Source organism: Flavobacterium sp. N3904 (genome assembly GCF_025947305.1).
GTDB lineage: Bacteria > Bacteroidota > Bacteroidia > Flavobacteriales > Flavobacteriaceae > Flavobacterium.
On sequence record NZ_CP110009.1, the window covers coordinates 2,493,238 to 2,508,392 of the forward strand.

Annotated in this window: 15 protein-coding genes; 9 read left to right on the forward strand and 6 right to left on the reverse strand. The window is 31.9% G+C overall.

What is annotated here, in order from left to right:
* From OLM57_RS10540 to OLM57_RS10550, 3 genes are all read right to left on the reverse strand, one after another.
* Positions 1–771 (reverse strand): glycosyltransferase family 2 protein, encoded by a 771-nt coding sequence (locus tag OLM57_RS10540; protein ID WP_264563653.1) that lies wholly within the window; start codon positions 769–771, stop codon positions 1–3.
* Entirely contained in the window at positions 761–1,747 is a 987-nt protein-coding gene (locus OLM57_RS10545) for a glycosyltransferase family 2 protein (protein WP_264563654.1), read from the reverse strand. Before OLM57_RS10545 ends, OLM57_RS10540 begins: the two co-directional genes overlap by 11 nt.
* Positions 1,748–1,809: 62 nt before the next feature.
* Positions 1,810–2,883, reverse strand: a complete 1,074-nt coding sequence (locus OLM57_RS10550) for a glycosyltransferase family 9 protein (RefSeq protein ID WP_264563655.1) — start codon at positions 2,881–2,883, stop codon at positions 1,810–1,812.
* Between the two features lie 124 nt (positions 2,884–3,007).
* Here OLM57_RS10550 and OLM57_RS10555 point away from each other — a divergent pair, with 124 nt between their 5' ends.
* On the forward strand, positions 3,008–3,760 hold the full coding sequence (locus OLM57_RS10555; RefSeq protein ID WP_264563656.1) for a glycosyltransferase family 2 protein: 753 nt from the start codon (positions 3,008–3,010) through the stop codon (positions 3,758–3,760).
* A 115-nt stretch (positions 3,761–3,875) separates the two neighbouring features.
* Here the strand turns inward: OLM57_RS10555 and OLM57_RS10560 are convergent, their stop codons facing one another.
* Entirely contained in the window at positions 3,876–4,691 is an 816-nt protein-coding gene (locus OLM57_RS10560) for a 2,3,4,5-tetrahydropyridine-2,6-dicarboxylate N-succinyltransferase (RefSeq protein WP_264563657.1), read from the reverse strand.
* Positions 4,692–4,849: 158 nt separating this feature from the next.
* Between OLM57_RS10560 and OLM57_RS10565 the strand changes: the two genes are divergently transcribed.
* The 4 genes from OLM57_RS10565 (at position 4,850) to OLM57_RS10580 (ending at position 7,371) form a co-directional block, all read left to right on the forward strand.
* Positions 4,850–5,083 (forward strand): hypothetical protein, encoded by a 234-nt coding sequence (locus OLM57_RS10565; protein WP_264563658.1) that lies wholly within the window; start codon positions 4,850–4,852, stop codon positions 5,081–5,083.
* Positions 5,073–5,354, forward strand: coding sequence for a type II toxin-antitoxin system RelE/ParE family toxin (locus tag OLM57_RS10570; RefSeq protein WP_264563659.1), 282 nt, complete (start codon positions 5,073–5,075; stop codon positions 5,352–5,354). The genes OLM57_RS10565 and OLM57_RS10570 overlap by 11 nt, the downstream gene beginning before the upstream one ends.
* Positions 5,355–5,765: a Holliday junction resolvase RuvX gene (gene ruvX, locus OLM57_RS10575; protein ID WP_264563660.1), complete on the forward strand. Its 411-nt coding sequence runs from the start codon at positions 5,355–5,357 to the stop codon at positions 5,763–5,765.
* Positions 5,766–5,874: 109 nt separating this feature from the next.
* Entirely contained in the window at positions 5,875–7,371 is a 1,497-nt protein-coding gene (locus tag OLM57_RS10580; RefSeq protein WP_264563661.1) for a malate:quinone oxidoreductase, read from the forward strand.
* A gap of 62 nt (positions 7,372–7,433) precedes the next feature.
* Here the strand turns inward: OLM57_RS10580 and OLM57_RS10585 are convergent, their stop codons facing one another.
* The gene (locus OLM57_RS10585) at positions 7,434–9,647 is read right to left on the reverse strand and encodes an FUSC family protein (RefSeq protein ID WP_264563662.1); all 2,214 of its coding nucleotides are present in this window, start codon (positions 9,645–9,647) and stop codon (positions 7,434–7,436) included.
* Positions 9,648–9,845: 198 nt separating this feature from the next.
* Here OLM57_RS10585 and def point away from each other — a divergent pair, with 198 nt between their 5' ends.
* From def to mazG, 3 genes are all read left to right on the forward strand, one after another.
* On the forward strand, positions 9,846–10,433 hold the full coding sequence (gene def, locus OLM57_RS10590; protein ID WP_264563663.1) for a peptide deformylase: 588 nt from the start codon (positions 9,846–9,848) through the stop codon (positions 10,431–10,433).
* A gap of 82 nt (positions 10,434–10,515) precedes the next feature.
* Positions 10,516–10,998 (forward strand): DUF5606 domain-containing protein, encoded by a 483-nt coding sequence (locus OLM57_RS10595; RefSeq protein ID WP_264563664.1) that lies wholly within the window; start codon positions 10,516–10,518, stop codon positions 10,996–10,998.
* Positions 10,999–11,150: 152 nt separating this feature from the next.
* Positions 11,151–11,921 carry a nucleoside triphosphate pyrophosphohydrolase gene (mazG, locus tag OLM57_RS10600; RefSeq protein WP_264563665.1) on the forward strand — a complete coding sequence of 257 codons (771 nt, stop codon included), beginning with the start codon at positions 11,151–11,153 and terminating at the stop codon, positions 11,919–11,921.
* 35 nt (positions 11,922–11,956) lie between these two features.
* Here the strand turns inward: mazG and OLM57_RS10605 are convergent, their stop codons facing one another.
* Positions 11,957–12,640, reverse strand: coding sequence for a Crp/Fnr family transcriptional regulator (locus OLM57_RS10605; RefSeq protein ID WP_264563666.1), 684 nt, complete (start codon positions 12,638–12,640; stop codon positions 11,957–11,959).
* A 108-nt stretch (positions 12,641–12,748) separates the two neighbouring features.
* Between OLM57_RS10605 and OLM57_RS10610 the strand changes: the two genes are divergently transcribed.
* Entirely contained in the window at positions 12,749–15,151 is a 2,403-nt protein-coding gene (locus tag OLM57_RS10610) for a heavy metal translocating P-type ATPase metal-binding domain-containing protein (RefSeq protein ID WP_264563667.1), read from the forward strand.
* Positions 15,152–15,155: the final 4 nt, after the last annotated feature.

Genomic DNA, 15,155 nt, shown 5'->3' on the forward strand with positions numbered 1-15,155 from the left:
CTAGTTTTGTTTCCATAAGCGATTTAACTCTCTATATCTTATATAAATACAATAGGCATTAAGATAACAAATAATAATGCCTTTTTTTCCATCAAGGATGCCCAAACGAATAACGTAATTGTAAAGAAAATTGTAGGTAGGGTGAAAGATTTGCAAAAAGAAATTCGATTTTTTTTGCTTTATAAATTTTTCCCGAGCTTTAAAATTTCCGTAAAATATTATTTTTTCTTTGTAATCGTTGAAACTGGCATAGGAATAATGGATTAGCTTGTTTTTCAAATACCCTATTTTTCCTTCTACTATTAATTTTTCGTGAACCAATCTTTTTTCATCATATTTTGCGAATTTTTTATTGAAAAGACGAAATATTTTATCGGTTTGATTACCACTATAATTTAAAATTTTTTTCTCAAACATGAATACTCTCTCAAAAAAGTATGCAGAGTAGGTTTGATTATTTTGCAGTGTTTCAATGATTTCTAGTTTTAATTCAGCAGTCAGGAACTCATCTGCATCAAGGAATAAAATCCAATCATTTTTTGCCTGTGAAATAGCAAAATTTCTTTGAGCTGAGAAGTTTTCAAATTTATTTTGTAAAAAAGTGACTTTTGGAAAAGATTTTGCAATATAGGCTGTTTTATCAGTGCTAAACGAATCGATAATTACAATTTCATCAGCAAAATCCAAATCGGATAAAAGAGAATATAAATGTTCTTCCTCATTTAATGTAATAATCAAAACGGATATTTTTTCAGTAATGCTATTTGGCATAATTTGTTTTTTGATAGTTTACTGACCTTTGACTTAACCATGTTTGCTCTAATATGGCGTTTGAATAATACATGCATAAATTCTTAAGTATGTATCTATTGGTTCTTATTTTTATATTAGAAAAAAACAACAAACTCAAAAGGGATAAAATTATTTTTTCAAGTAATGTAAAAAGAATTAAAAATGTATGAGCAGGAATTTTTGACAAAGAACTAAAGTTATTTTTAATATAAACGTGTTTAGAAATGATAACTTCTGTTCTACTACTATATTCCGTCTCAAAATTTATTCTTGACGAACCTCCATGTTCGTGAAAAATAGATGTTGTGTTGGTAACTGCAATTTTACCTTTTTGTTCTTTAACCTTTTTGCAAAGATCAACGTCTTCAAAATACAGCCAATAATCCTCATTCCAACCACCTACTTTTTCAAACCAATTACGACTCATAAAAATGAGAGCCCCTGTTGTCCAATCTGGATAAAAAAGCTCTTTATTGGCGCTGAAGAAGGAGTCGCATTTTATCTGAAATACTACTTTAGAAAGATATTTAGTTACTGTAAAAAGTTGCAGAAATGTTGGAAACTTTTTTTTTTGATTAAAGAACTTATTTTTTTTGTTAACCTGTAAACAAGATAAAATTCCTATTTCTGGATTCTTTTTATAGGTGTGAAATAAGGTGTTTAGAGCAGTTGCCGAAATAACAGTGTCAGGATTTAAAAACAAAAAATAGTCTCCTTTTGCTTTTTTTGCGCCTATGTTACAACCATTAGAATAACCGGAGTTTATATTGTTTTCTATAAAATTATAATCCTTGAATCGGGTTTTAAAATTGCCAAACTGCTCATCATTGGAGAAATTATCGATTACAATAACTTCAAAAGCTATTTCAGGATCATTTATTAAAAGTAATGATTCTATACAGTTTTGTAATGGTTTCCAACTTCGGTAATTAACTATTATAATTGAAATCTCCATTAGTAAATAGATGAAATTTTAAAAATATTTAAAGGTATAAAAAGGCTAACACAAAAAAAAAACTAGATATTTTTCAGGTTGTTGTTTATGAAAAAATCAATTTTATCTATAAATAATTCGGGAGTAAAATACTCATACATTGTGGTGTGGTTTTTTTTAATTTCATCGTGATGAAGATTGTCAAATAACTCGGGTTTGAAATCATTTAAATGCACGGATATGTTTCTTAACCCATCTTCAAAAGTCGCCCAAATATTCTTTTCTACAAAAGGAGAGAAAATAGTAAATGCAGGTTTGTTTAATGCTTTTGCCATATTGATTGCTCCTCCATCATTGCCTATTATTACATCACATTGGTTCATTATTGAAACAAATGATCTTAAATCTGTACCAAATAGATCAAAATATATTTTCTCTTTAGTGCTTATTGAGCAAGAATTGTATATAAATTTGGCATCCTCAATTTGATTTTCAAAATAGTTAAAAAAAATGGTTACATCATACTTGGCAACATGCTCAACAACTTTAACCATATATTCTAGCGGATAAGTTTTGTTTTTCTCACTCCCCAATAAACTTATCATTACGGTTTTTTTGGTTCTGTCTATTTTGTGTTTTTCAAAAAGCAAAATGGTTTCTTCATTTTCTTTAGGACTTACAAATAATTTTGGATATGGGTTAATATTATTTTTGTCCAGTTTTAATGGGTTCAATAATAAAAGTCTATTATCAATGGCAAACCCATATTTTGGCTTATTACTATTTTCAAAACGCTTTAAGTTATGTGTATAGAATAAAGTGGTGTACCATTTGTGATATCCAATTTTAATAGAAGCGCCAGTGAACATTGTAATAAGATTTGTCTCTAATTTATTATAAACATCAATTACAACATCATATTTTCTAGCTCTAATTTCAAAAATAAATTTAATTAGTGAAAAATAATTTTTTCTAACTTTATGGGATAAAGGTATTATAGTGTCAATATTTGGATTTCCAATTAATACATCAACACTATTGGTATAACACATGTAATCAACAGTATAGTTTGGGAATTGTTTTTTTATATTGTTACATATAATAGTACTTGTGAGTACATCACCAATTCTTTTCTGCTGAATAACTAAAATTTTCATATTGAATTAACTTAATTTGAGTGCTAAAATACAAAGTATTTATAGATATTTGCGAGCGCTATTTTATAAAAGAAGGAAAGTAGCCGAAAATAATATATTTTTGTAGAAGCAAATAAACATTACAATGGCAATAAGTGGTTTGGTTATTACTTTTAATGAAGAGAAAATGATTGGAAAGTGTATTGATGCACTTTTTAAAGTTTGTGACGAAGTAATAATAGTCGATTCGTTGAGTAAAGACAGAACTGTTGCCATAGCCAAAGACAAAGGAGCAATTGTTGTTGAACAAGCTTTCCTTGGTGATGGGCCTCAGCGTTCTCATGGGTTACCTTTTTGCAAAAATGATTGGATTCTAAACTTGGATGCCGATGAATTTCTAGATGCTGATGCAATAGATTATATTTTAAAAGAGAAATACCTCAAAAGTAATTTTGATGCTTTTAGTTTTAGAGTAAAAAACTTTTTGGGTGATAAATTAATTGATTTTGCAGGTTGGTATCCAGATCATAAAGTACGTTTTTTTAATAAAAAAACAGCTAGCCCTTCAGATTCCAAAGTGCATCAAACAATTATAGCTACAAATGAAAAGCAAGTTGCTGTACATATATTGCATTATGGATGGGACTCATTAGAACAAATTATTTCCAAAAAGAATCAATATTCGGGATGGCATGCCCAGCAACTTTATGACGAAGGCAATAGAATATGGAGCTACAAGCCTATCCTAAATGGAACCGTTGCTTTTTTACGTTGTTATTTCTTTAAAAAAGGGTTCTTGAATGGATTAGACGGGTTAACTATTTCAATGATTCAAGGTTTTTTTTCTTATATGAAATATGCCAAATTAATTAAAATCCAGAAGAAAAATAAAGAATAATTATGTTTGCTTTTGTTGCTAAAAAGCTATAATGATTTATAATGAAAAAAAAATCCAAATTCCAATCGAACAGTCAATTGGAATTTGGATTTTTTTAATTGAAGTTTAAATCAATTTAAACCGCTACATCATATTCGCGTAAAGCGTTATTCAATGAGGTTTTTAAATCTGTTGATGGTTTGCGAGTTCCAATAATTAATGCGCAAGGCACTTGATATTCTCCAGCGGCAAACTTTTTTGTATAGCTACCTGGAATCACGACTGAACGAGCAGGAACAAAACCTTTTCTTTCGACAGGAGTTTCTCCGGTAACATCGATTATTTTTGTTGAAGCTGTCAAACAAACGTTGGCACCAAGCACTGCTTCTTTACCTACGTGAACTCCTTCGACAATAATACAACGGGAACCAATAAAAGCACCATCTTCGATTATTACAGGAGCGGCTTGTAATGGTTCTAATACTCCACCAATTCCAACACCACCACTTAAGTGCACGTCTTTACCAATTTGGGCACAACTTCCTACGGTTGCCCATGTGTCTACCATTGTTCCAGCATCAACATAAGCACCAATGTTTACATAACTTGGCATCATGATTACACCACTCGAAATATAAGCCCCATAACGCGCAGATGCACCTGGAACTACACGAACTCCTTTTTCGGCATAATCTCTTTTTAACAACATTTTGTCGTTGTATTCAAAAATTCCAGCCTCTAAGGTTTCCATTTTTTGAATCGGGAAATACATTACAACGGCTTTTTTTATCCATTCGTTTACTTGCCAGCCATCTCCAACAGGCTCGGCTACACGTAATTTTCCTGAATCTAAAAGTTCAATTATTTCTCTGATAGCATCAGTAGTTTTTGTTTTTTGTAACAAAGCACGGTTTTCCCAAGCTTGTTCTATTATAGATTGTAATTCGTTCATTTTTGATATATTTTTGGCAAAGATACCATTTTTAAGCAATAGCAAAAAAGAGAATTTGTATGGAAAATGTTATGGATTTAACAGGATAATTTTCTTCATGAAAGCAAATTTTTTTAAATTCCGAAATGTTGTATCTTTGACTATCAAATAAAACTGCCATGGAAACGATTCGATTAGAATTTCAGCCTAAGATAAAAGCCAAATTGTTGGAATTGTTGAGTTCATTTTCTTCAGATGAATTGAAAATTGAGCAAGAAGACCCTGATTTTGATGAAAATAAAAGAAAATTAGATGCTTCTTTGGCTAAGATTAAAAATGGTACTGCAAAGTTTTATTCTTTAGAAGAGGTAGACGCATTTCTTGAAGAAACTATTTCTAAATATGAGAATTAAGTTCATGGATGATTTTCTGTTTCAACTAAATGATCAGGTTCATTATATTTCAAAAGATAAGCCACTTGCAGCTAGAAAATTTAAAACTGATTTATTGAGAAATATTCGAAAAGATTTAAAGCACCCTTTTAATTTTAAAAAATCCAGATATTATGATGATGAAAACATAAGAGATTATGTTTTTAAGGGATATACTTCTGTTTATTATATTGATATTGAGGAAAATTCCATTTCTGTTTTCGGATTTATAAAACACAAAAATTCATTTTAGATGCCGCGAATACTCTCCATAGATTACGGACAAAAACGTACCGGAATAGCCGTTACCGATGAATTGCAAATTATTGCTTCGGGCTTGACTACGATTCCATCACCAACCGCAATAGCTTTTCTGAAGGATTATTTTGCTAATGAAAAAGTAGAAGCAGTTCTTATAGGTGAGCCCAAACAAATGAATGGGCAACCTTCAGAAAGTGCTTCAATAATAAAAGGATTTGTGACTCATTTTACCAATCATTTTCCAGATATGAAAGTGATTCGTGTAGATGAGCGTTTTACTTCAAAAATGGCTTTTCAAACCATGATTGACAGCGGACTCAATAAAAAACAGCGTCAAAACAAAGGCCTTATCGATGAAATTTCAGCTACAATTATGCTTCAGGATTATTTGAATCGAAAATAACACTTTTAATTTAACAAACTGTTATGCTTTTTGGGTGTTTTGTAACCAAAAAATAATTTTTTTTTGTGGTTTTTAGAGTTAATTTTGCAACTTGTTAAAAAACACAAAAATGTCCGATACAACAATACGATCCAATTCAGATGTAGTTTTAATTGGAGCTGGAATTATGAGTGCTACTCTAGGTTTGATTTTAAAAGAATTACAACCTGATTTAAAGATTGATATATACGAAAGATTGGATGTTGCAGCAGCAGAAAGTTCTGATGCATGGAATAATGCAGGAACAGGACATTCCGCTTTTTGTGAGCTTAATTATACTCCGGAAGGCCCAGATGGAAAAATAAATCCAAATAAAGCTATTAGTATTGCCGAACAATTTGAGGTTTCCAGACAGTTTTGGTCTTATTTGGTCAAAGATGGAAAACTTCCAACTCCAGAATATTTTATAAAAAGTATACCTCATATTAGTTTTGTTTGGGGTGATAAAAATGTTGATTTTCTAAAAAACAGGTTTAAAGCTTTGCAATCAAATCCTCTTTTTGCTGAAATGATTTTTAGCACTGATGTTTCTGAATTGCAAAAATGGATGCCTTTAGTAATGGAAGGTAGAAATCCAGATGAAAAAGTAGCAGCAACTTCAATGAAAATTGGTACCGATGTGAATTTTGGAACATTGACCAGAAATATACTAGCTTATTTAACAAAGTTGGATGATGTCACGATACACTATGGTCATGAGGTTAAAAAATTAAAACAACGCGAAGACAAATCTTGGAGGATAAAAATCACTGATTTGATTTCCAATCAAAAGAAAAAAGTATATTCCAAATTTGTTTTCATAGGTGCTGGTGGAGGTTCATTGCCATTATTGGAAAAAGCAAATGTACCAGAAGGAAAAGGATACGGAGGTTTCCCTGTTAGCGGACAATGGTTAAAATGTACAAATCCCGAAGTAATAGCAAAACATCAAGCTAAAGTATATGGAAAAGCGAGTGTAGGTGCGCCACCAATGTCTGTGCCTCATGTTGATACCCGAATGATTGATGGAGAGAGAGCATTACTTTTTGGACCGTTTGCAGGATTTTCTACGCGCTTCTTAAAAAACGGCTCTTATTCGGATTTACCCTTGTCTATAAAAGCTGACAATGTAATTCCGATGATTGTTGCGGGATATAAAAACATCCCACTTACTAAATATTTAATTGAGCAAGTGCGTCAATCTCCAAAAGACAGAATGAATGCCTTGCGTGAATATGTTCCAAATGCCAGAACAAAAGATTGGAAACTGGAAAGAGCTGGACAAAGAGTTCAGGTTATTAAAAAAGACGAAGAACTAATAGGGAAATTGGAGTTTGGTACAGAAATTATCAATACACACGATGGAACTTTGGCAGTTTTACTTGGAGCTTCTCCAGGAGCCTCGACTGCGGTTTCTATTATGGTTGAGTTGGTTAGCAAATGTTTCCCAGAGCAGTTTAGCTCTCCAGAATGGCAGGAAAAAGTGAAGGCAATGATTCCTTCTTTTGGTAAGTCTTTAAATGAAAATCCAGAGCTATTGGCAACTATTAGAAAAAATACTTCCTCAGTTTTAAAATTGGAGGAGTAGTTTATATTTTTGGTCGCGGTTTTCAGTTACATTCAGCAAACTGAGGTCGCGACAAAATTTTCTTAATCTTCCATTAGTATCTTTGTATTTTTTAAAATATTTTCAGATAAATTGGTGAGCCAAATCAATTGTTCGATCACCAGTTGTGCTTCCTGCATTTTTAAGGCAAAAGCTTCCTCGTCTATTTTATTTCCTTCTTGTAGTTCGTTTTGTCTAATGTTTTTTAATTCGATGAATCGATTGGCTAATTCTTCTTTTGAAATTTCATTGGGGTCAACAATTATTTCTGATTTCAAATGTGCAATTGCTTGGTCGAGGTTTTTAAGAACTTTCTCCACTACAATGGTAAATGCTTTTGAGGAAGGAGTTGTTTTGTGGGATTGTATATAAGTTCCTAATGAAGCTGTCGATGAAAGCAAGGAATGGTTGAGTTCTGTCAATTTATAAAGCACAACTATTTTCTTTTGTTTGGATTTTGGTTCTTGTGACATTCTTTGAAATGATGCCATAAGGTTTCCAATTTCTATAAATGCATTTTTTCTTGCCAGACGATACGAAGTGGTGACTTCTCCTTTTTTGGTATAAAAAACAAATATTTCTTTTAAATAATCTCTATTGGCAATAATCGATTTTTCTAAGTATTCAGGAGCTTTAATGTATTCCCATGAAGGCCACAAAAAATGGTTGGCAAAATAAGCCAATAGTGCTCCTGTTAAAGTGTCTATGATTCTGAATTGAATAACATTAACAAAATCAGGAGACAATATTCCATGAAGAAAAACAATATACATGGTTACAAAAGTGGCACTTACCGTATAATTGGTTTGGGTAAAAGAAAACCCAAGTAACATGCACAGTATGGCCAAAATGCTTAATGAAAAATGGTTGGGCATTAAGGATAAAATACTGAATGCAATTACACCGCCAATGACTGTTCCAATAGCACGCTGTATCGATCGCTGTTTGGTCAATCCGTAACCAGGTCTCATAATAATGATTATGGTCATTAAAATCCAATATACATTTTGAAACGGAAGAAAGGTGCCTACAATACCTCCTAAAATAAGGGTAACCGTCAACCGTAAGGAATGCCTAAAGATAGTTGACGAAAAACTTATATTTTCAATAAATGTGCTAATTGGATAATATTGGGGAGTTAAAAATTTTTCTAAATCCTTATCTTTTCCTTTGAAATCATAGGTGTTCGAGACCGATGTAAAAGCACGTTCTATAACTTTAATTTTTTCGATTTGCTTTTCGGCATATTCCAGCATGGTTTTTAACATCAGAACTCCTTCGGTTGCTTCTGTTTTTCCAAGCTCATTTTCATATTCGATTATAGCTGTTTCTAAAGCTAATAAATGTTTTGATAACTTATGTTTTGGAACATAATTGGTTCTTTTTTCAATATTTTTTGATAATTGTTTTAATGTTGATGCCAAATTATAGGCTAAGTTTTGATAAGTGGCTAAAATTTGCGGATGTTTTTCGAATTTTTTATGCAATCGATTATGGTCGAATGAAGTAGACAAAGCTAATTCCAATATTTCTACTAAAGAGATAAAGACAATGAGCATTTTTCTATTTTGATTGGAAGAAACGGCATTAATTTGCTTTCCAATAAGCACTCTTCTTATATTATGATGAATGGTGTTGAGTTCTACTTGTAAATGCAATTGTTTCTCAAGAATTACTTTTCTGTCTGCAATGCTGTTCCACAAATCACCTCTTAATTTTAGGTATTTGGAGGTTAATTTGATGCATTCTGCAACTTGTGATTCGGCATAACGATACGGTCTTACGTAATAAAACACTAATGAAATGAGTAAATAAAACAGACCTCCTGCCAATATTAAAGCAGAATGTTGCACCATCTCTAGTCCAGTATGAAGATGAGAAAAAGATAATGATACAGATAATAATGCAGAAAATGAGGTAAAAGTGGCTCGCTGTCCATAAACGGACAGCATTGCTAAAATGAAAACCAAGATGGAAAAAAAGGGATAAAAAACAAATGGAACAGGGTAGGTAATATTGATTAATAAATTGACACCTGCAATCAAAAAGGCAGTGACAATAATTCCGTTTATTTTATGCTTTAAACTACTGGGAATATCACTCGGATAAGTTAAAAAAGCTCCTAGTGCAATGGTAAAACCAATTTCAAAATGGCCTAAAAAAGAAAATACTATTACAGGAATAACCGCAGAAATGGTTGCTTTTAATGCATTGGTAAAATAGGTGCTATCTGTAAAACTTTCAATTTTATTGAACATAAATTTTGATTTGATACAAAGGTAAAGTTTGTACAATTATTTTAGGCCTTGAAGGCTTAGATTTGTTACTAAATTACAAAAAAATGCTAATTATCAAAATGCGATTAATCATTATGTATTTTTTTACTATTTTTGCCAACCTAATTAAATGGTATTTCCACTTTAGTTTACAGTAAGATAATAATTAATACAACACGAATGATATTACCAATTATAGGGTATGGTGATCCTGTTTTGAGAAAAATAGGAGAAGAACTTACGCCTGAGTATCCAAATTTGAAAGAAGTTATCGCAAACATGTATGAAACCATGTATAATGCTTGCGGAGTTGGACTTGCTGCAGAACAAGTAGGTTTGTCATTGCGATTGTTTGTCATTGACACCACACCTTTTAGTGATGATGAAGATTTGGGAGATAAAGAGCAAAAACAGTTGAACGGTTTTAAAAGAACATTCATTAATGCTCGAATGATAAAAGAAGAAGGTGAAGAGTGGGCATTTAATGAAGGCTGCTTGAGTATTCCAGATGTTCGTGAAGATGTGTATAGAAATCCAACGATAACAATTGAATATTGTGAAGAAGATTTTGTTATGAAAACCGAAGTCTTTGATGGTTTAATAGCCAGAGTTATTCAACATGAATATGATCATATAGAAGGAATTTTGTTTACCGATAAAATATCATCTTTGAAAAAACGTTTGATTCAAAAAAAATTAAAAAACATCACCGAAGGGAAAACTTTTCAAGATTACCGAATGAAGTTTTTTGCCAAAAAAGGAAGATAGTTTTATGTTATCAGTTGTAAGTCCTGTCAGTTAACGGGATAAATATTTAGATTTTTAATAAAGAATAAATAAAAAAATAAAAATGAATTTAGAAAAAATATTATCCATTTCTGGGAAACCGGGTTTATATGTTTTAAAAGTACAAACAAGAACGGGCTTTGTTGCTGAATCTTTATTGGATGGAAAAAAAATTACCGTAAGTTTAAAAAGTAATGTAAGTCTATTGTCTGAAATTTCTATTTACACTTATGAAGGCGAAAAACCATTGTCTGAAATAATGCAAAATATTGCCAATAAAGAAAACAAAGGTGCAGCTATTTCTCATAAAGAAGACAATGCAAAATTGACTGCTTATTTTAGAGACATATTGCCAGAATATGATGAAGACAGAGTATATCCTTCCGATATCAAAAAAATACTAAACTGGTACAATATGCTTCAGGAAAGAGGCTTGATTGTTGATGATGCTCCAGTTGTTGCCGAAGCTCCGGCTGAAGTTGTAGAAGAGGTTGCTGCTCCAAAAGTAAAAGCACCTGCTAAAAAAGCAAAAGCTAAAAAAGAGTAATTTATAACTCTTAGTTATATTTAATCCTGTTAAGAATATTCTTGACAGGATTTTTTTTATTTTTGTTAAAGCCAATTATTCACTCTCCTATAAAAAAAAAACGGAATCTGGATTAATTTAAAATCAGGAATCCTTCAAACCCAAAACAAAAAATGAACAAAGATCTTCAACTGCAAGCTTTCAAAAGATTATTGGATATAATGGATGATCTACGTGAAAAATGTCCTTGGGACAAAAAGCAAACGATGCAAACACTTCGTCATCTTACCATTGAGGAAACCTACGAGTTGGGAGACGCTATATTAGACAACGATTTAAACGAGGTAAAAAAGGAATTGGGAGATTTACTATTGCATATTGTTTTTTATGCCAAAATAGGCAGTGAAACGAACGATTTTGATATGGCTGATGTATGTAATGATATTTGCGAAAAATTGATTCACCGTCATCCTCATATTTACAGTGATGTAGTGGTAAAAGATGAAGAAGAAGTAAAACAAAATTGGGAAAAATTAAAACTGAAAGAAGGAAAAAAATCGGTTCTCGAAGGTGTTCCAAAAAGTCTGCCTGCACTAGTAAAAGCAAGCAGAATACAGGATAAAGTAAAAGGAGTAGGTTTTGATTGGGAAGAATCACACCAGGTTTGGGACAAAGTACAAGAAGAATTGGAAGAATTACAAGTTGAAGTTGCTGCTGGAGATCAAGATAAGATGGAAGCCGAATTCGGAGATGTATTATTCTCAATGATAAATTACGCCCGATTTTTGAACATTAATCCCGAAGATGCTTTGGAACGAACCAATAAAAAGTTCATTAAACGTTTTCAATATTTAGAAAGCAAAGCAGGCGAATTGGGAAAACCACTTATGGATATGACACTTGCAGAAATGGACGTTTTTTGGAATGAAGCCAAGAAACTTTAGTTTGAGTTACCAGTATTCAGAAAACAGTTCAAACTTTAGTCAGCAATCTTTTTTAATTTATTAATGTCTTTCAAAACTATTTTTTTACCAATCAGTTCTATCAAACCTAATTTATTAAAATCAGATAATAATCGAATGCAGCTTTCGGTGGCTGTTCCTATCATGCTGGCTAGCTCATCTCTTGATAGTTGCACTTTTAAAGTTCCGTCGGTATTTTTTCCGAATGAATCGTGCAAATAGATTAAAGTCTCTGCTAATCGTTCTTTTACCGATTTTTGAGCCATATTAACCATGTGTTCATCAGAAATTTTTAGATCACCACAAATCGTTTTCATAACATTCATTGAAAACTGATTGTTTTTGTCAAAAAATCCCATCACTTCATTTTTTGGAATAAAACAAACTTGCATATCTTCAAGTGCAATGGCACTTAAGTTTGCAGGTTCATCGCTGATCATGGATCGTTGTCCCAATAATTCACCTTTGGTAACCAATTTTACAATATGGTCTTTACCGTTTGGACTCAATTTGGTCAATTTACAAATACCTTCCTTAACGCAAAAAATACCATTTACATTCTCACCTTCCTCAAAAATGTTTTCACCTTTTTTGATGATCTTGGATGTTTTACATTCTGATAGTTTTATAAGTTCGTCTTTGTTTAGCGCTTTTAGTGTACTAAATTCTCTGACGATACATTGTTCACATTTGCTACTCATAATGAAATTGGATTTGAGGCTGTAAAGTTATACATTTATATGATAATTATCATTGTTTTTACCGCAATCAATTTGTAAAATTTGCACCCGCTAAAAAGCCCTTAATTTATGGAGAAAAACAACTGTTTTCATTGTGGTTTAGATATTGTAAAAGAAGAAGAAATCATTTTTGACGGAAAGGAATTTTGTTGCAATGGATGTAAAACAGTTTACGAAATTTTTAGCCTGAATGATTTGACTTGTTATTATGATTTTGAAAAATCACCGGGCGCAACACCTCAAGATATTAACGGAAAATATGATTTTTTAGAAAATGAAAGTATTATTACAAAATTGTTGGAATTTCAAGAAGATTCAACCGCTATTATTTCACTTAGCATTCCTCACATACATTGTAGTTCGTGTATTTGGATTTTGGAAAATCTACAACGTCTTCAAAAAGGAATAAACACTTCACAAGTCAATTTTCCTGAGAAAAAAGTTAGAATCAATTATAATCCCGAAATAGCTTCCTTAAAAACGATTGTTTGTTTATTGAGTTCAATTGGCTATGAACCTTATATCAGTCTAGAAAATTATGAAACAGGCACAAACAATGTCGATAGAAGTTTGACCTACAAACTGGGTGTCGCTTTCTTTTGTTTTGGAAACATAATGTTGTTATCTTTTCCCGAATACTTCGAGGTAAAAGAATTCTGGTTGGATAATTACAGATCTTTTTTCAGAGGTTTGATTTTTGCCCTGTCTTTGCCGTCTTTCTTTTATTCGGCAAGCGGCTATTATGTTTCAGCGTATAAAAGTATAAAATCAAGAATGCTCAATATCGATATTCCTATTGCTTTGGGTATTATTGTTATGTTCGTGAGAAGTACTTTTGATATTGTAATGAACTATGGTTCTGGTTTTTTTGACAGTTTGACCGGTCTTATTTTCTTTATGTTATTGGGAAAAATGTTTCAAATAAAAACGTACAGTTTTCTTAGTTTCGAAAGAGATTTCAAATCTTATTTTCCAATTGCAATCACCAAAATTAAAAGTGATACTTCCGAAGAAAGTGTACCTATTTATGATGTTATAAAAGGCGATCGATTGCTAATAAGAAATCAGGAATTGATTCCTGTTGACGGAATTTTGATTTCGGATAAAGCCGATATTGACTATAGTTTTGTAACAGGAGAAGCCATTCCAATTACCAAAAAATCGGGTGATAAAGTATTTGCAGGCGGAAAGCAAATAGGTAAAGTGATAGAAATGGAAGTCTTGCACACCGTTTCTCAAAGTTATTTGACTCAATTATGGAGCAATGATGTTTTTCAAAAAAATGTAGAGCAAAAGCACAAAACAATTACAGATCAAATAAGTCGCTATTTTACGCCAATACTTTTATTAATAGCATTTTCAGGATTCGGATATTGGATTTTTATTGACGCCAATATTGCTTTCAATGTTTTTACTGCGGTTCTTATTGTGGCTTGCCCTTGTGCCTTGGCCTTAACGGCTCCTTTCACCATGGGCAATGTATTGCGTATTTTAGGAAAAAAGAAATTCTATCTCAAAAATGCATTAGTAATAGAACAATTGGCCAAAGTTGATACTATTGTTTTTGATAAAACCGGAACCATAACAACCAATACAAAATCAAATATATCTTATGAAGGAAACCAGTTTTCAGAAGCTGATTCTATTTTAATAAAAAATGTACTTCGTGCCTCTAATCATCCTTTGAGTAGAATGTTGTATGATTTTTTGCCTGAAAGTAAGCGATTAAAATTAGACTCATTTGATGAAATAACTGGAAAAGGAATTCAAGCCGAGATCGGAAGTATTCAGATTCAAATGGGTTCAGCTGATTTTTGTTTGCCTCTTTCTGAAAACGACCGAGTAGATACTCCAAAAGAATTTATGGATCGAACTTCTGTTCATGTAAAAATTGGCGGAGTCTATTTTGGGAAGTATATTTTTAATAATGAATATCGAGAAGGGCTTTCAAAATTATTCAATGATTTAAGTGCAAAGTATCAACTGAAAGTTTTGTCTGGCGACAATGAAGGAGAAAGAGCACTATTGGAATCCCTTCTGCCTAAAGGAACCGAAATGATTTTTAACCAAAAACCAGAACAAAAACTTGAATTTATAAAAGCATTGCAGGACCAAGGTAAAAATGTGATGATGGTAGGTGATGGTCTTAATGATTCTGGGGCTTTGGCACAAAGTAATGTTGGTATCTCAATATCTGAAAATGTGAATGTTTTTTCACCGGCTTGCGATGCCATTTTGGATGCAAAAGAGTTTCAAAAGCTGAATTATTTTTTGAAATTATCACATAAGGCGATTACAACTATCAAAATGAGCTTTACTTTATCACTTTTATATAATGTTGTTGGTTTGACATTTGCAATAACAGGAAACCTACGTCCATTGGTAGCAGCTATAATTATGCCGCTCAGTACCATAACGATAGTGAGTTTTGTGACCTTAATGAGTAATTATTATTCGAGAAAAATAAAATAGTTTA